17 protein-coding genes are annotated in these 17,629 nt (G+C 38.2%); 8 read left to right on the top strand and 9 right to left on the bottom strand.

Features of this window, described 5'->3' with window-relative positions; genetic code table 11:
- Positions 1-195: 195 nt before the first annotated feature.
- Both MOMA_RS07820 and MOMA_RS07825 read left to right on the top strand, forming a co-directional pair.
- Positions 196-336 carry an entericidin A/B family lipoprotein gene (locus MOMA_RS07820; protein WP_009501989.1) on the top strand — a complete coding sequence of 47 codons (141 nt, stop codon included), beginning with the start codon at positions 196-198 and terminating at the stop codon, positions 334-336.
- Positions 337-500: 164 nt separating this feature from the next.
- Positions 501-767: a hypothetical protein gene (locus MOMA_RS07825; RefSeq protein ID WP_009501990.1), complete on the top strand. Its 267-nt coding sequence runs from the start codon at positions 501-503 to the stop codon at positions 765-767.
- Between the two features lie 112 nt (positions 768-879).
- On the opposite strand, the gene MOMA_RS07830 is transcribed toward MOMA_RS07825, so the two are convergent.
- Positions 880-1,554, bottom strand: coding sequence for a TetR/AcrR family transcriptional regulator (locus MOMA_RS07830; protein ID WP_040625186.1), 675 nt, complete (start codon positions 1,552-1,554; stop codon positions 880-882).
- Positions 1,555-1,891: 337 nt separating this feature from the next.
- Positions 1,892-2,371 (bottom strand): hypothetical protein, encoded by a 480-nt coding sequence (locus MOMA_RS07840; protein ID WP_009501993.1) that lies wholly within the window; start codon positions 2,369-2,371, stop codon positions 1,892-1,894.
- Between the two features lie 326 nt (positions 2,372-2,697).
- Between MOMA_RS07840 and MOMA_RS07845 the strand changes: the two genes are divergently transcribed.
- Complete coding sequence (locus MOMA_RS07845) at positions 2,698-5,310, top strand: ATP-binding protein (RefSeq protein ID WP_009501994.1); 2,613 nt, start codon at positions 2,698-2,700, stop codon at positions 5,308-5,310.
- A 120-nt stretch (positions 5,311-5,430) separates the two neighbouring features.
- Here the strand turns inward: MOMA_RS07845 and MOMA_RS07850 are convergent, their stop codons facing one another.
- The 3 genes from MOMA_RS07850 to MOMA_RS09930 all read right to left on the bottom strand — a co-directional run bounded on the left by MOMA_RS07850 (position 5,431) and on the right by MOMA_RS09930 (position 7,917).
- Complete coding sequence (locus tag MOMA_RS07850; protein WP_009501995.1) at positions 5,431-5,964, bottom strand: methylated-DNA--[protein]-cysteine S-methyltransferase; 534 nt, start codon at positions 5,962-5,964, stop codon at positions 5,431-5,433.
- A 12-nt stretch (positions 5,965-5,976) separates the two neighbouring features.
- Positions 5,977-6,933, bottom strand: coding sequence for a signal recognition particle-docking protein FtsY (ftsY, locus tag MOMA_RS07855; protein ID WP_040625361.1), 957 nt, complete (start codon positions 6,931-6,933; stop codon positions 5,977-5,979).
- Positions 6,934-7,026: 93 nt separating this feature from the next.
- Positions 7,027-7,917 (bottom strand): hypothetical protein, encoded by an 891-nt coding sequence (locus MOMA_RS09930; protein ID WP_009501997.1) that lies wholly within the window; start codon positions 7,915-7,917, stop codon positions 7,027-7,029.
- Between the two features lie 272 nt (positions 7,918-8,189).
- On the opposite strand from MOMA_RS09930, the gene MOMA_RS07865 reads away from it, so the two are divergent.
- Entirely contained in the window at positions 8,190-9,698 is a 1,509-nt protein-coding gene (locus MOMA_RS07865) for a M16 family metallopeptidase (RefSeq protein WP_009501998.1), read from the top strand.
- A 38-nt stretch (positions 9,699-9,736) separates the two neighbouring features.
- Positions 9,737-11,218: a M16 family metallopeptidase gene (locus MOMA_RS07870; protein ID WP_009501999.1), complete on the top strand. Its 1,482-nt coding sequence runs from the start codon at positions 9,737-9,739 to the stop codon at positions 11,216-11,218.
- Here MOMA_RS07870 and MOMA_RS09935 read toward each other — a convergent pair.
- Complete coding sequence (locus MOMA_RS09935; protein WP_009502000.1) at positions 11,196-11,888, bottom strand: hypothetical protein; 693 nt, start codon at positions 11,886-11,888, stop codon at positions 11,196-11,198. The genes MOMA_RS07870 and MOMA_RS09935 overlap by 23 nt on opposite strands.
- Before the next feature lie 239 nt (positions 11,889-12,127).
- On the opposite strand from MOMA_RS09935, the gene rodA reads away from it, so the two are divergent.
- Together rodA and MOMA_RS07885 are read left to right on the top strand one after the other, a co-directional pair.
- Positions 12,128-13,267: a rod shape-determining protein RodA gene (gene rodA, locus MOMA_RS07880; protein ID WP_009502001.1), complete on the top strand. Its 1,140-nt coding sequence runs from the start codon at positions 12,128-12,130 to the stop codon at positions 13,265-13,267.
- 282 nt (positions 13,268-13,549) lie between these two features.
- Positions 13,550-14,143 carry a septal ring lytic transglycosylase RlpA family protein gene (locus MOMA_RS07885; RefSeq protein WP_009502002.1) on the top strand — a complete coding sequence of 198 codons (594 nt, stop codon included), beginning with the start codon at positions 13,550-13,552 and terminating at the stop codon, positions 14,141-14,143.
- Positions 14,144-14,267: 124 nt separating this feature from the next.
- Here the strand turns inward: MOMA_RS07885 and MOMA_RS07890 are convergent, their stop codons facing one another.
- From MOMA_RS07890 to leuA, 3 genes are all read right to left on the bottom strand, one after another.
- Positions 14,268-14,708 carry a hypothetical protein gene (locus MOMA_RS07890; protein WP_040625365.1) on the bottom strand — a complete coding sequence of 147 codons (441 nt, stop codon included), beginning with the start codon at positions 14,706-14,708 and terminating at the stop codon, positions 14,268-14,270.
- A 48-nt stretch (positions 14,709-14,756) separates the two neighbouring features.
- Complete coding sequence (locus MOMA_RS07895; protein ID WP_009502003.1) at positions 14,757-15,077, bottom strand: YcgL domain-containing protein; 321 nt, start codon at positions 15,075-15,077, stop codon at positions 14,757-14,759.
- 70 nt (positions 15,078-15,147) lie between these two features.
- A complete protein-coding gene (gene leuA, locus MOMA_RS07900; RefSeq protein WP_009502004.1) occupies positions 15,148-16,857 on the bottom strand; it encodes a 2-isopropylmalate synthase in 1,710 nt (569 codons plus the stop codon).
- Positions 16,858-17,026: 169 nt separating this feature from the next.
- On the opposite strand from leuA, the gene MOMA_RS07905 reads away from it, so the two are divergent.
- Positions 17,027-17,491: an Lrp/AsnC family transcriptional regulator gene (locus MOMA_RS07905; protein WP_009502005.1), complete on the top strand. Its 465-nt coding sequence runs from the start codon at positions 17,027-17,029 to the stop codon at positions 17,489-17,491.
- Positions 17,492-17,629: the final 138 nt, after the last annotated feature.

A 17,629-nucleotide genomic window follows, 5' to 3' on the forward strand; every position in this document is an offset into this window, starting at 1 on the left:
AAACCAATGACCGTTAATATATTCATAGATTTTGCAAACACCATATTAAAATATTAAACTTTTTAATAAAAACCCTTTAATTTTAATCACTTTAATAAAAAGGGGCAATAAAAAATAGCTTGATAAAACTTGCAAAATCTGATAGCCTTATTTGGCATTTTACCTTAAATTTACATTAATTGTAAGGAATATACCATGAAAAAATTAATCATCGCAACCCTTGCCTCGGTATTTGTATTAACTGGCTGTAATACAGTTAAAGGTTTTGGCAAAGATGTGTCAAAAGCAGGTGATGCGGTTACTGAACAATCACAAAAAGTTGAAAATCAAATGTAATTTTACCCATAAATTTGTAAAACTCATCAACTCATCAATCTTGGTGAGTTTTTTTATAGCAATGATTTTTACCAAAAATCCAACAACTGTTTACTAAAATACAAATTAGCAAAATACAAAATTTATCAAACACTTAAATTTATCAAACACTACTAGGAAAGATCATGAAAAATACCCTAACAAAAATGCTCGTATTGTCCTTGTCTGGCGGTTTTTTATTGACAGGTTGTAATACTGTGCGTGGCATCGGATCAGACATCGCAAGTGTCGGTAATAGCATCATAAACACAGCAAACCAAGCCAGTTACAACAATCAGATGCGTAAAAACACAACCCAAAACAATCCACAAAATAACCCAGCCACCTACACGCAACCACAAACCTACAACAACTACGATCCAAACTACAACACAACGCCAACTTATCAATAATTACTTATTTAATTTTAGCCACAAGCTAATTTTAACCACAACTAATTTTATTTAACCACAAAAAAAACGCACTGTTTTGCACGTTTTTTAGTTTGTTTTTGTTTGTAGCGTATTAATTTTTTGACAAATTTTCTGGGATATAGTTACGCAAATATGCAAGCAATGCCGAAGTTGCTTCACGGCGATAGCTTTCACTGATTTTACCCTCGGATCGATAGGCCATTTGTAACACGCCATTGACAATGCCGTAGCCTACCAACATTTGTTTTTGTACACTGTCAAAACTTGGTACTTTAAATTGGGTTGCCAATTTGGCATAAATCATTTGGGTGATTTGTTTTTCAACTTCACTACCAAATTGATTGTTCTCAAAAGCAGGGGTATCGGTTTCATAAATCAAACGTGCAACCGTTGGATCAGCCTGAATCGCCTCTACTCCTGCTTCAATCAACGCGGTTAAATAATCCGACCAACGGCTATATTTGCCCACTTCCAACGCATCCAATTTTTTCACAATTTCACTGGTATTTAAAAAACGCAATGCCAAAAAAATTGCCGCCACATTGGGGAAAAAGTGATACGCAGATGCCCTAGGAATGCCAGCTTTATCGCATACATGTGCCAAGGTAATTTCAGCAATTGGGTGAGATGCGGACAATTCTTTAGCAGCGACTAATAATTTTTGGCGACGTTTTCGCCCTTGTTGACTGGTAAATTTAAATTTATTTGGGACAAGACGACGTGCCAACTCTGAGTCAGCAAGGACATTGTCAAATTTTTTCATCATAAGAGCTTGGCATAGAACTTGACACAAAACTTGGCATAGAAATCTCCAATCGCAATTTAAACGAATAACCGCTTAATATTAAAGCTGTTTTAATTGTAATAACAGATACAGATAAATTCAGATACAGATAAATTATAATAACAGATAATAACAGATTTTTGTTAATTGTTGCGTGTTTTATTGTGTGAATTATTAACAATTTTTTAGGCAATTGTAAACTTTTGATAATAATGGTTTTTTTGCAATTTGATTGGATAAAATTGAACAAAAAGCCAAAGTATGCCTTTGGCTTTTTTTATGCTTTTATGAGCTTTTTTATGAGCTTTTGTGAATTGTATTAGGCTTTAATGCGATACCAAGCATCACGAGCGGCCTTACGTGCTTGCTCCCAAGCCAGGCGTGATTGACCTTTTACTTCATTCCATGAACGCTCCAAATCCGCCTCAACCTCTTCAAAACGCGTGGCTGTGTCATAACGATGACGGTTTGCATAACCAACTGCATACGCTGGCTGATAATCGCGATCATAGGTGTAGTCATCACTGTAGTAAGTTGCACTGGTGTAGCCTTCATCACGCCAATAAATATCTTCACCTGTTGGATCAATCGCCTCGCCAGCTGCACTTCCTGCTTTACCACCAACAACCGCTCCAATTGCACCGCCAATTAACGCACCTAATGGACCGCCAATTGCACCAATGGTAGCACCTGCAGCCGCTCCTGCTCCTGCTCCGATACCAGTACCAACTGGGTGCGAACCCGGCTCGCCTGTAATTGGATCACGGTTTAAATCTCTTTCTTCAACACTGGTTGTCATGATACGACTCCTTTAAATACTGTACTAAAAACTACTGTGCATAAAAACATTGCACGTTTTTGTTAATAAAAGTTAATAAAATTTGTTAATAAAACCAAATTACATTCATCATTGAACTTGTGGCTATATTACGGTTTTTTTGGCGGTGAAAATAGGGGTATTTTGTGAGTTGTGTTATTGTATGAACCAATTTTGGTAAAAGTATGTAATCACATTGCCAAGTTTGTAAGCAAAAAAGTTTGTAAGCAAAAAATTTGGGTTTTTGATTGATTTTTTTGTAAAATTACCACATAATTTTTACGATTTTTTATGACTAAGATTTTTCTATGACTGATAAAACAACCGAAACTTCTGTAATTAACATACAAAAAATTAACAAACAAAAAATTAACAAACAAAAATCCACTCAAACCAATAACAACCGCAAAAATTTGGTAAAAACCATTTTGACTAATCATTTACAGCCGTTAGATTTTCAGCAATTAAAACGCCACAGCGATCCTGTCCATTTACCCAAAGACAGCGAACAAGCAAAAAAACTGTTTGCCAAGCAAAGCAATGCAGCAATTTTTAGCACAGAGCATTTTAATGTAGAGCATTTTAGTGCAGAGCAACCACGCGCTTATCAAGCAATTCGCACCGCACTTAACATTCATGCCAATGGCTATCATATTTTTGCATCAGGCGAAAATGGACTGGGTAAACGCACGTTTATTGAAAAACTCTTATCAGAACACGCCAAAAGCCGGCAAAAGCCGTCAGATTGGGTGTATGTGCATAATTTTGCCGATGAACGCATGCCAGTTGCATTGGCATTGCCAACAGGAATGGCACAAGATTTTTCCAATGACATCAAGCAGTTATGGTTATCCGCAAAACGCTTATTAAATCAGCGTTTTAGATCGGAGCATTACCAAGCCAAAATAGAAGCCATCAAAAACCAAATCAGTTTACAAGAAGAACAAGCGTTTTTGGCATTAAACGAAGAAGGCAAACAGTTTGCACTGACATTAAGTGTGGGTAAATTTGACAACAAACCAATTTTTATGCCTATCAATGACGATGACCATGAATCAGGTCATCACAAAACAATTAAAAAACCGTTAAACACCCTTGGCATACCAAAACACAAGCAATCATGCCAAAAAAATCACATGCAAAAACGCTTAAGTTTATTAACCGTGGCATTAGAAAAAATTGAAGACGAAGCCAATCAAACCTTGCAAAATCTGCACCGATCGCTTGCCAAACGCACACTTGCCCCTTTGTTTGCCCCATTGCAACAAAAATATGCCAAATTAGCCAATGCCCTAGACTATCTGCAAGCGGTTTTTGACGATATGCAAAATCATGTAGAACAGATTGTCAATGAAGATGATGAATTTTTGCCTGGTTATTTTTCGCCAGTGCCTGCGCGTTATTTTGTCAATGTCATGGTATGCCACGATCCAAATCAACACGCTCCGATTGTGTTTGAGGCGTTGCCAACTTGCTTAAACTTGTTAGGCCATGTAGAACAAATCACCCACATGGGTGTGGTTTCTACCGATATTAGCCTTATTCGGCCAGGCTCGCTCCATCGTGCCAATGGTGGTTATTTGGTGATAGATGCCAGCAGTTTGCTTGAATACCCGTATGCGTGGCAAGGGCTAAAACATGCACTACAAACCCTACAAATCAAAATCTCAAACCTTGAACAAATGTTGACTTTAACAGGATCGATAAGCCTAGAACCACAAGCCATTGCCCTTGATGTCAAAGTCATTTTACTGGGTGAGCCTGATTTATACTATGATTTGTTGGAATTTGAACCAAAATTTAATACACTGTTTAACATTTGCGCAGATTTTCAAGATACGATCGTGCGTACACCTGACAATGAATTGGTCTTGGTTGCCAAAATGGTCGATATGATTGATCAATATCAATTGGCAACTTTTGATAATACCGCCTTGGCTGCTGTGCTTGATTATTTAAGCGAACAAGCTGAAGATCAAAATGAACTTAGCCTGCACAATGGGCGTTTGCTACAATTGTTATTAGAAAGCGATCGCTTAGCCAACTTAGCCAAAAATAACTCTATCAACAAAACCGACCAAATAGAAAAACCAACCATCGTAACCGCCAAATACGTTCACCAAGCAATAAACGATAAACAGTATCGCTTGGGTTATTTGCGTCAATTGTTTTGGCAAGAATTAAAAAAAGAACAACAACTCATTAGCACCACAGGGCAAGCAATTGGACAAATTAACGCCCTAACCGTCATCAATCATGCCGATAGCGAATTTGGCATGCCTGCCAGACTTACCGCCAGTGTGCATTATCGTGTCGGTGATGGTGATATTTTGGATATTGAGCGTGATGTGGATTTGGGAGGGGCAATTCATGCCAAGGGCGTGCTAATTATGAGCAGTTATTTGCGCGGACTGTTTGCTGATGATTATGCGTTAAACTTTAACGCCTCGCTTGCTTTTGAACAAAGTTATGGCGAAATTGATGGTGATAGTGCCACAGTTGCCGAAACATGTGCGTTGCTATCCGCTCTTGCCAATGTGCCAATTTTTCAGCATTTGGCAATCACAGGATCAATGAACCAATTTGGACAAGTACAAGCCGTTGGCGGTATCAATGCCAAAATTGCAGGCTTTTTTGATGCGTGTTTAATAAACGGCTTAACAGGCAACCAAGGGGTTATCATACCAAAAGCCAACATCAGGCAACTTATGTTGCGTCAAGACATCATTGAACAAGTCAAACAAAAACAGTTTTTTATCTATGCAATTGAACATGTCAATGAAGCTCTGCAACTGTTAACTGGCATGCAAATTGACACTTGCAACAAAAAAGGCAATTATCAAAAACATACTTTATACCGACAAATTACCAAACGTTTGGAACATTGGACTCAAAAAGATCATGACAACAAACAACCATAGCTTGTTTGTTAACACGTTAATTTATTAGCACGTTAATTTGTTAACACGTTAATTTGTTAATACAGTTTGTTAAGTATGTTTTGACTATTGGTTAAGCGTTTATTGTTAATTAAGCATTGATTAATGAGAAAAACTTTCTAAATCCAACAAAATTTGCTTAATATTGACACCACCTGTATAACCACCCAAACTGCCATCAGATGCGATCACGCGATGACAAGGAATGATTAAGCTGATTGGATTTTGCCCATTGGCATTGGCAACAGCACGAAAGGCGGTTGGTTTACCGATGTTTTGAGCAAGTTTGGCATAGCTGATCGTCCTACCATAAGGAATTTTTAACAACTCACGCCAAACCATTTGTTGAAACGCACTGCCTTGCGAGATATCAAGTTCAATATCAAAATCAGTGCGTATGCCCTTAAAATATTCATCTAACTGCGTAACCGTTTTTAACAAAACACTTGTGTCTAAGTTGTCTGTTTGCTTGTTTTTTAACGCATCAAGGTCAAAAAACGTCGCTTGTGCGTTTAAATTACATAACAGTTGTTTGGTTTTTTGCGTAAACCAATCAAGAGCAATAAGTTTGCCGTTATTGACAACAAGCGTCATGGTTGGTAAATCGGTGCGATAAATGTAAGTGGTTGCAATCATGATTTGTCTTTTTTAGTCATCATCTTTTTCAAACAACGCCTTGACAAAATCATCAGGAGAAAATGGTCGCAAATCATCAATCTTCTCACCAACACCAATAAAACGAATTGGTATCTCGGTATTTTCAGCAATGTTAAAAACCACACCGCCTTTTGCCGTACCGTCAAGTTTGGTAATGGTAACGCCTGTCAGTGGTATAGCTTCATTGAAAATCTCTACTTGATTGATCGCATTTTGTCCTGTGCCAGCGTCCAGTACAATCATTGCTTCATGAGGGGCGGTTGGATCGGCTTTTTGCATAACCCGAATCACCTTTTTGAGCTCTTCCATAAGGTTGGTTTTGTTTTGTAATCTGCCTGCGGTATCTGCAATTAACACATCAATGCCACGTGCTTTGGCTGCTTGCATGGCATCAAAAATCACCGATGCACTGTCCGCTCCATGGCCTTGTGCCACAACAGCAATATTATTACGCTCGCCCCATACTTGCAATTGTTCGGTGGCCGCCGCCCGAAAGGTATCACCCGCCGCCAACATGACGGTTTTGCCCTCGCCTTGTAAACGTTTGGCAAGTTTACCAATTGTGGTGGTTTTTCCCACGCCGTTAACACCAACCATTAAAATGACAAACGGTTTTTTATCAGTGTCAATGTTAAGCGGTTTTACTTTTGGGGCTAAAATCTGTAACAGTTCTTTTTGCAAGGCTTTGTATAAAGCATGCGAATAAATTAAATCACCACGTGCAGTGGCCTCGGTTAAGTTTTTGATAATGCGATTGGTGGCATTTACGCCAATATCAGCAACCAATAACTGATCTTCAACTTCTTCTAAAAGTTCATCATCAATTTCTTTACCGCCAATTAAGATGTTGGTTAAGCCCTCGGTTAGATTTTTACCAGACTTTGACAGCCCTTGCTTCATACGCGAAAACCAACTTGTCTTTTCGCTTGATTGTTCGTTTACACTCATTTTACCACCCATTTACCGTTATTTTATTTGTTGGCTTGTTTAATGCTTGCTTAAAATTTAATGCTTGCTTAAAGTTATTGCTTTAAAGATGCATTATTCCAACCAAAAATCATACATAAATTCTTTGGCAACTTGTTTTAAAGCCGTCTCTAAATCCTGCCCTTGTTCATCTTTACAGCGTGATAAAATCATGTTTAAATACGCCTGTCGCTTATCATACAGTGCATTATCATAGCCAAAATAGCGATCTTTGTTGGTTTTGACTTGATCCAAATAAAAGCTAAATTTATCTTGATAACGCCCAAACACATCTATCACCAACGGCTGATATTGATATTGTTCACTGTCATCTGGCAAGGCCACATCTAATACCGTAAAAATAATGCGAAACTCGGCGGTATCGTCTATATATTTTATATTGACGTGTTTTTCTTCGCTAAGTTTGACATCTGTTATCAAAAACGGTTCAACAAAATATTGCTTAATCCGTTGTAGCACAAGTTTTGGTAAGGTATAAATATCCACTGCTTCAGTTGCTTGTTCAGTTGCTTGTGTGGCGTTATTATTAAAATTATTAAAATTATTAAAATTATCAGAATTGTTATCAAACGCAGAATCTGGTTTGCCAAAACCCTGCTCATTAGAATTTTGCTTATCAGAACCCTGCTTATCAAAACCCTGCAGCATCGTGTCTATATCGCCAACAATAAAATTCACCAATGCCACAGAATAACGCTGCTGGTAATGAAAAATAGCCGTATCCATTTTGTGATATAATTCAGCCAACATGGCCAAATTACGGTAATTTTCAATAGATGCTTCATACACACTGTAGCTAAACTCAAGGTTACGCACGCGCACATCACGACTGTCTACCGCGGTTAAACCCAGTTCATCACGCCACAAAAAATTAGCCAAACTTTCGCTAATTGCTAACTGTTCAAAACTACCCAATTCTTTGATTAAAATATAAATTTTTTTCATTATGCTTCTTTCAATATTTTAGATGGCCAATATTTTAGATGGTATTTTAGATTGCATTTGCGATAAAACAAACCAAGTGGTTCATTTATCAACAAATTCAGGCAAAAACAAACTGCTATTTTACATGGTTATTAAGGATTTGTCATATTAAAAATTCAAAAACCGCTTTTGCTACAAAAAAACACTGTTTGTTTGGTAACTTATCCGATATTATAACTTATTATAACTTGGCAAAAACTTTTTTTTATTTAACCCATTTTATGGAATACGGTATGGAATTTTCAAAAAAAATTAACAATGAATTTAGCAAAACATTTAGCAACAAAACATTTAGCAACACATTGCCAAGTTTGGCATTAAGTGCACTATGTATCGGTTTAAGTGCTTGTGCAGCATTAACCCCAAGCTCAAAACCAATGCTAACACAACACCCAATTAAACAACAATCGTCTAACAACCAATCACCCAACCCAGCTTTAGAATCAGATTTAAACTCAAATTTAAAAAGTACACAACTGCTATCAAATCGACATGAATACCGTTTAGACAATGGTTTAAAAGTGATTATCAAAGAAGATCACCGCTCGCCAATTGTGATGAGCCAAGTTTGGTATAACGTTGGATCTGACGATGAACCAGAGGCATTAGGTGGCATTTCGCATTTGCTTGAACACATGATGTTTAAAGGCACAAAAAAAGTTTCTTCTAATGATTTTGAACAATTGATTGCCAAATTTGGTGGCAAAAACAATGCCTTTACAAGCCACGATTATACCGCTTATTATGAAATTTTTCCTGCCAATCGGCTAAATTTGGCATTGGAATTAGAAGCCGATCGCATGACAAATTTACAGTTACAACAAGCCGATTTTGACAGCGAACGCCTTGTGGTTATGGAAGAACGCAGGCAACGCACCGATGACAACCCACAGGCTTTGGCGTTTGAACAATTTATGCAAATGGTCTACCCCAATAGCCCAAAAGGCGAATCAGTCATAGGGCCAATGGCTGAAATTCAAGCAATTACACTTGACGATTTAAAAAAATGGTATCAAACTTGGTATGCACCAAATAACGCCACAATCGTGATTGTGGGTGATGTCAAAGCCAAAGAAGCCCTAGCCCAAGTTAAAAAGTATTTTGGCAATAAAAAACCAACCCAACTGCCAAATCGCCCAAGCGTTCAACAAAAGGCATTTCGTGGTTACCAAGAAGCAACCACAAAACTATCCGTACAAGCCCCTTTTGTGCTAATGGCATACAATCTCCCAACACTAACCACTGCAAAAGATCCAAATACCGCCTACACCCTTGCACTGTTAAACAATGTGTTAGACGGCGGATTGTCCGCGCGCTTAGAAAAAAATCTCGTACGCCAAAGACAAATTTTGGCCGCAGTAGCAAGCAACTACAGTGCGTTTCATCGTGGTGATGGCGTATTGATGATACAAGCCACACCCAGAGACGGAGTTAGTCTTGAGATGGCCAAACAAGCAATTATTGACGAAATTGAGGCATTAAAAACCCAAACAATTTTAGACAGCGAATTAAAACGAGCCAAAACCACCACCATGACAGGTTTAATTTACAGTCAGGATACCTTAACCGGGCAAGCACAAATGATCGGTAGTTTAAGCAGTATCGGTTTAGATGATCGTTTAATTTACCAATTACCGACAATTTTTGACAAAATCAATCAACAACAAATCCAACAAGTAGCCAAACAATATTTGACCAAGGACAATTTAACCGTGTTAAAAGTGGTTAAAGACAGCCAATAAACCTATCAAAACAATGACAAACCATCTTAGGAATAAACATGAAATTATTATTAAAACAATCTGTATTAAAAACACCACTTGTTATAATTTTAAGCCTCATTGGCATAACAAGCTATGCTGAAAGCCACACTGGTGCAGAAATTGATCCAAACACGCCGATTGTTGCTTTATCTCATCTTGACAGTTTAAAACACGAAAGCAAACTTGATGTCAATTTGCCAAATATTCAACATCTTAGCACAGATAGCGGCGTGCCTATCGCACTGGTACAAAACCCAGATTTGCCAATTGTAGATATCGCTTTATACTTTAAGGCAGGATCGGCGTATGATGAACAAGTAAAAAAAGGTGCGTTTGGCCTTGCCAGTTTGACCGCCAGCATGTTAAAAAAAGGCACCGCCCATCACACTGAAAATCAAATTGCTGAACAGTTGGAACAACTTGGAGTGATTTTATCCACAAATGCCCACAAGGATATGTTTATTGTCAGTTTGCGCAGTTTGTCCGATGATAAAAATTTAACCCCTGCAATTGACTTAATGCAAGAAATTTTAAGCAAGCCTGCCTTTTCAAACGAAAGTTTAGCCACAACAAAAGCCCAATATTTGTTGGCAATTGCCCAACACAAAGAAAACCCAAGTGCCTTGGCAAGTTTGACATTTGACAAAGAATTATATGGCGATCACCCATACGCCCACCCAACAATTGGTACAGAAACCAGCGTTGCAAACATCAATCGTGATGATTTACAACAATTTGCCAAACAATTTTTGGTAAATAGCAACCTTAACATTGCAATCACAGGCAATATTAGCCCAACAAAAGCCAAAGCAATTGGCAACCTACTCACAAAATCCATTCCACAGGGCAAAAAAGCCCAAACTTTGCCAGATGTAAAACCGTTAAACCAAAGCAAAACCGTACACCTTCCTTTTGACAGTTCACAAACCAGCATTCATATCGGACAAGTCGGTCTAAAACGCAGCCCAGACAACCAAACCTTGCAACAACAAACCAATTTTGCCTTGGCCGATGAAATTATCGGTGGCAGTAACTTTCAAGCACGACTTATGCGTGAGATTCGTAAAAATCGTGGCTTGACTTACGGTATTTATAGCCATGCCATACCAATGCAAGCCCAAGGCAGTTATGCAATTAGCCTATCTACCAGCAATGACAAAACCGATGAAGCAATTAAGCATACTTTAATTGTGATAAAAGATGCCCTAAACAATGGTGTTCGCCAAAACGAACTGGATTTAACCAAAGACAGCCTAAAAAACAGCTTTCCGCTTAGTTTTAGCAGCAATGCTGGCATTAACAGCCTGCTTGGCATGATGGGATTTTATGGGTTGCCTGACAGTTATCTAAGCCAATACCATCAGCGAATTGACAAGGCAAGTTTAGACGATGTTAACCAAAGCTATCGCAAACAGATTAAACCTGATAACTTTTTAATCGTTACCGTTGGCAAACAAAAAAGCCAACAAAAATCCACTAATCAAGCGTCATCGCCGTAGGATTTTTGCTAATAATCACATCATAAGCAAAATTTTTCGGTTGGTAACGCGTACCGTTATAACTTAAACGCAAGGTATAACGGTCAAATTTATCCGCCCGAAACACGCCGTTGGCAAAATTAAAATACACAGGCGACACAAGTACCGCTTTCATCTGTGCCGATGTGGCAACTTTTAGTCTATCGCCTGGGTTTAGATACACAAGGTATTCACATTGTTGTTTTGCAAGTTTTTCATTTTGACGCACAATTGACTGGCTAACAAACTGAAAATCCAACAATTTTGGACAAAGACTGTCTTGTTGCGATGCCACTCTGGCAAATCCTGTGGTTAAATTCTCAGCAAATGTTTGGCTTTGTTCGCTGTGTTGCAACTGTTGTTGTAACTGTTGTTGTAATTGTGTTGCAGTTGCAGCTTGGTTAAAACTGGAGGTTTGGGTAAAATTGGTTGTTTGGGTAAAATTGGTTGTTTGGGTAAAATCAGCAACATTGGTTTGTTGGTTATTAGTAGCTTGGTTATTGGTTTGGTTATCGGTCGGATAGCAGGCGGTTAAAATCCAACCTGCCAATACAAAACTCAATGTTTGTTTGTGGTTAATCAAGGCTTGTTTGTGGTTCAAGGCTTGTTTGTGATTACAGTGCGATTGTTTTTGCAATAAATTCGTTTGCATGTCTATTCTCGGATAATTTACCACACATCAATATCAACATTTGAATATAAACCCTTGCTTGTTGGTTTATTTTAGCAAAAACCATAAAAATTTCAGTAATTTTTTGCAAAACCTCTATTAAATTTTGTCAAACATCGCTAAACTAAGCAGTTTTTCTGATGACAATTTTTGCGGTTAATTTTTTTAATTGATTGCTGCGATCTCAACACTGTATCTAAACCAAACACTGTATCTAAATTATGTCAAAAAATATCGGTCAATTCCGCTTTTCTCGCCAAACCAGTCATTTTGGTACTGACAGCACGCCAACTTTTTGGCAAAAAGTGCATCTTGATCCATGGTTGTTGATGTTACTTTTTGTTACCGCACTATCAGGACTTGGAATTTTGTACAGTGCCTCTGCTCAGGATATGGGGTTGTTTCTCAAACAAACGTTAAGTTTTAGCATAGCATTTACCGTGATGATTGTAATGGCTCAAATTCCGCCCAGTATTTACCGTAATTTTACGCCCTTTTTTTATGTCATGGGAATTTTTTTGCTGATTTTGGTGGAAATTATTGGGGAGATTCGGCTCGGTGCACAGCGCTGGATAAAAATACCGGGATTTGGTAGTGTGCAGCCGTCTGAATTTATGAAACTTGGCATGCCCATGTTGGCCGCTTGGTTTTTATCACGCCGTGAGTTACCACCAAAACTGCCAACCGTTTTTATCACTTTAATACTCATCTTAATCCCTGTATTGTTAATTGCCAAACAGCCTGACTTAGGTACGTCGCTATTGGTTGCATCAAGTGGCTTATTTGTGCTATTTTTATCGGGATTGCCGTGGTGGATGATAGGCACAGCAACCGCAATTTTTATTCCATTTGTGCTGATATCTTGGGAATATTTATTGCACGATTACCAAAAACGCCGCGTCATGACCTTGCTTGATCCTGAAGCCGATGCGTTAGGAGACGGTTGGAACATCATGCAGTCTAAAACCGCAATTGGTTCTGGTGGCATGACAGGCAAAGGCTATTTAGAGGGCACACAGTCGCATTTGCATTTTTTACCCGAGGGACATACCGATTTTATTATCGCTGCTTTTTCTGAAGAATTTGGCTTGATTGGCGTGTGTTTACTCATGTTTTTGTATTTTTGTATTTTGCTTAGAGTGCTGTATTTGGCTTATATTAATACGCAAGTGTATGGCCGCCTACTTTGTGGGGCAATTGCTATGTCTTTTTTTGTGTATGTATTTGTCAATGCAGGCATGGTGGCAGGGATTTTGCCTGTCGTAGGCGTACCACTTCCGTTTATTAGTTATGGAGGCACAGCATTAATTACCTTAATGGCAAGTTTTGGCCTTGTTATGTCTATGTCATCGCACAATTAAGCACAAATTATCTGACTTTTAGCAAAAAAACCATACGATACATAAAAACAAATACAATAAATAATGCAATTTTGCTAAAAATTTGCTATCATTTTAAATGCAAAAGGAACTTATCAATTAATTTGCTTTTTTAGCCATTAATAATAAGCTAATACAAAGATAAATTAAACAAAAGATAAATTAAGAAAAACCTTGAAAAACAGCAAATTAGCCTAATTTTAAGGTGTTATCTTAAAAAATTAAGACATAAAAAACTAAGACATAAAAAATTAAGAGGTGCTTATGTTAAAGCGTCAAACGCATCTAGCCTTGCTTACTTGTTTTTGTTCGTCATTGGCAGTCAGCATTCCAAGCTACGCCCAAATAAACAATGACAATTTAGACCATATTTTAAATGAGTTGTCTCGCCAACATAGCAACGCATCCGATCTTGTCAAATTTGCTCGTCAATCGTCAACCATTAGCAACTCATTGGCAATGAACAGCCAACTACTCGCCAAAGAAAATAGCGAAACAAGCAATAACAGCGATATATTGGAGCGTTTATCCGCCGTTGCCTCAAACACTGTGAGCAAATTTAGCCAAACAGGGGTTGCATCTTGGTATGGACGTCAATTTCAAGGCAAAAAAACAACAAGCGGTGATATTTTTGACCAATACGCATTTACCGCCGCCCATCGCTCGCTACCGATGAACTGCTACATCAAAGTTACCAACAAATCCAATGGCAAAAGCGTTGTGGTAAAAGTCAATGATCGTGGCTCTTTTTCAGGCAATCGCGTGTTGGATTTGTCTTATGCTGCTGCCAAACAGATTGGCATCGTCAATTCAGGCACAGGCAATGTTGTGATTGAACGCGTTGCAGGTCCTGGTTAGTTTTACCTTGGTTAGTTTTAAATGCTGCTACTCAACGGTAGGGTTTGGATAAAACGGCGGATATCAAAATCACCATTATCATGATTGATATAATTGCAGTGATATAACTGCTTTTAACCACGCTTTAAACCGATTTTGTTGTTGATTTTGGTTTTTTGGTAGATTTTTCAACCCCTATTTTTACCAATTGCCACAAAAAACCAAGCACGCAACCAGCCGTAATCACAACCATAATTGGCAATAACCCATTAAAAATAATCGCCGTATCTTGCAATAAAATCCCATATGCCACCGAAATGCTTGCCGGAGCAATTTCAGGTTTTGTGCCAAGCGATGTGGTAGGCGTAAGTAAAATTGCAAATAAAACCACCCAACTTAAACCCGCCAAGGTTTTTGGCAAAATTCGCACCACCAAAACCCACAACAGCAGTACCAACATCGAAAAGCCAATATAAGCCATCATTGGCAATTGCTCTGCAGGAATGCCTTTAACAAGCTGTGTCCACCAAACGATGATCTCGCCTAATATTTCACCAATTTGATCCAACGGAAGAGGAGGTAACATAATCACCTTGTTGTTAAAAAAATATGCGTATTTTAACACAATTTTACCTTATTGCCATTTGTTTTGTTGCGCTTCTTTCATTTTTAGGCATGCCTGACGTTCCCACTCTTCTTTGGCAGGCATTTGTACAAAATAGCCTTGCTTGTGTAACTTTTCCAACACTTCTGCTTTATCCACTCTGGCTAATTTTTTGCTGGTTGCCAAATCAAGATGCATAACAAAACACGCACTACCCAAGGTTTTACGCAAATCTTTTGGCAACACGCTTAACCAGTCTTTCAGCTCCTCCACATCGTTTGGATAATCAGGGCGAGCAATATAAACATACAAATCGTCTTTTTTGCTAAATTTATAAATATCAACGTGCATAAACCTACCTAAAATAAAAATGCTAAAATTTAAGTATTTTAGCATTTTTTAAAAAAATTTGGCTAAATTTTTACACCTGCGAAAGTGCCGACAGCACCGCTTTTAGCATCGATGACACCGTACTGCTACAAGTGCCAATACCCGATACAATTTTACCGCCAACATTTAATTGCAAATAACTGACCGCATTGGCATTGGTATTGCTTTCGTTTTCTTTGACTAAAGCATGTTCGGTATAATTGATGACGTGAATTTGCTTGTCAAATACATCGCTTAACCCATTCACAAATGCCGACAATGCTCCATTACCCATCGCATTAATGTCAATTATCTTGCCGTTTTGGCTAATTTGCCCTGTAAATTTTACATTGCCCTCGTCATTGTCAATTTGATAATTGTTAATTTGATAGTTATGAAGTTTAAATATAGTATTATTTAAGTAAATATTTTCAAATATCTCAATAATATCATCAGATGTCAATTCAGTCTGACGATTTTCAGCTTCTGATTGCACCGCACGACTAAAATCAATCTGCGTCCAACGTGGCAAATTAAAGCCAAAATCACGCTGTAAAATATAAGCCACACCGCCTTTGCCAGACTGGCTATTAATACGCACCACATCTTGATAGCCACGTCCAATATGAGCAGGATCGATTGGCAAATATGCCACTTCCCAAACATCAAGGGTTTTAGCGTTTTTAGCATTAAAATCAAGGCATTTTTTAATCGCATCTTGGTGCGAACCACTAAACGCTGTGAACACAAGTTCACCAACATACGGATGACGCGGATGGATAGGCAATTGATTGCACTCACTCACCACTTGAGCAATTTCACTCATATTGCTAAAATCAAGGCATGGATCAACCCCTTGGCTAAATAAATTCATCGCCATAACCATAATATCCATGTTACCTGTGCGCTCGCCATTACCAAACAACGTACCCTCAATCCGATCAGCACCGGCCATAAGTCCAAACTCACTAGCCGCTATCGCACAACCACGGTCATTATGCGTGTGTAAACTCACAAGCACATCTTTACGCATTGGCAAATGACGACAAAAATATTCCACTTGGTCAGCATAAATATTTGGTGTAGAACTTTCAACTGTAGCTGGTAAATTAAAAATCACCTGTTGCCCCAAATCCGGTCGCCATACTTGACACACCGCATCGCAGACTTGCACCGCAAAATCAGTCTCCGTTTGACTAAAACTCTCGGGTGAATATTGAAAAACCCACTCGGTATCAGGGTATTGTTTGGCAATTTCACGCAAAAGTGTCGCACCCTCTACAGCAATTTCGGTAATTTCAGCAAAGTTTTTTTGATACACTTTATCGCGTTGAACTTTTGAGGTGGAATTATAAACGTGAACAATCGCTCGTTTTGCCCCTTGCAAACTCTCAAAAGTACGCCGAATTAAATGTTCGCGTGCCTGCACCAACACTTGCAACGTTACATCATCAGGCACATGACCACCTTCGATTAGTTGACGCGTAAAATCAAACTCAATCTGTGATGCCGATGGAAAACCAATCTCAATTTCTTTAAAACCAACATCTACAAGCGTGCGAAAAAAACGCATTTTTTGTTCAATACCCATAGGCTCAATCAATGCCTGATTGCCATCGCGCAAATCCACGCTGACCCACATTGGAGCTTTATCAATAATCTTATCTGGCCATGTACGCCCAGTTAGTTTTGGAGCAAACGCAAATGGGCGGTATTTTTTATAATCAAACGCTGGGTTTTTTGGCTGAATATTTTGGCTCATGGTTTTTCCTTTTATGAATAAATTTAAAATCACTAAAACAACTAAACATTATTATAATCATTTTTAACACAAAAAACTCACTAATTTTGGTTAAATTTTTACTAAATATTGGTATTTTTCACTCATTTTTTATAAAATAATAGTGAATTTCACTCAAATCAGAAAACCTATGCCAAATTTAATTGATGATATTGACAAACAGATTTTAAAGCAGTTACAAAATAACGCGCGTATCAGTAATTTAGAGCTTGCTGAACTTGTATATTTAAGCCCAACGCCCTGCACAAGACGCGTTAAACACCTAGAAAATACAGGCATTATCACTGGTTATCACGCCCATACCAATCCACAAAAACTTGGTTTTTCGCTATCTGTATACATAGCAATAAGCATGGATAGGCATACCGCTGAACGCTTTGCCAACTTTGAAGAAAAAATTAAAAACTTTCCAGAAGTGATAAGCTGTAGTATCGTTACAGGACGCTCCGAGGATTATTTAATTCGCGCAGTGGTACGCGATATGGCACATTATGAGGAATTTTTATTGCACCGTTTAAACCGTATTGAGGGCATTGCACAGGTGCATACCAGTTTTGAATTGCGAGAGGTATTTTCACGCACCGCACTTTGTTAAAAACCCATTTCACCGTTAAAATATCACTGTTAAAATCAGCCCATTAAAAAACGACATTGTTACAATGTCGTTTTTTTTGCCAATTGATTCAACCAAACCAGTTTTTAATCAAAAATAGCATTCAATTAAAACTAGCAA

Source organism: Moraxella macacae 0408225 (genome assembly GCF_000320365.1).
Lineage (GTDB): Bacteria > Pseudomonadota > Gammaproteobacteria > Pseudomonadales > Moraxellaceae > Faucicola > Faucicola macacae.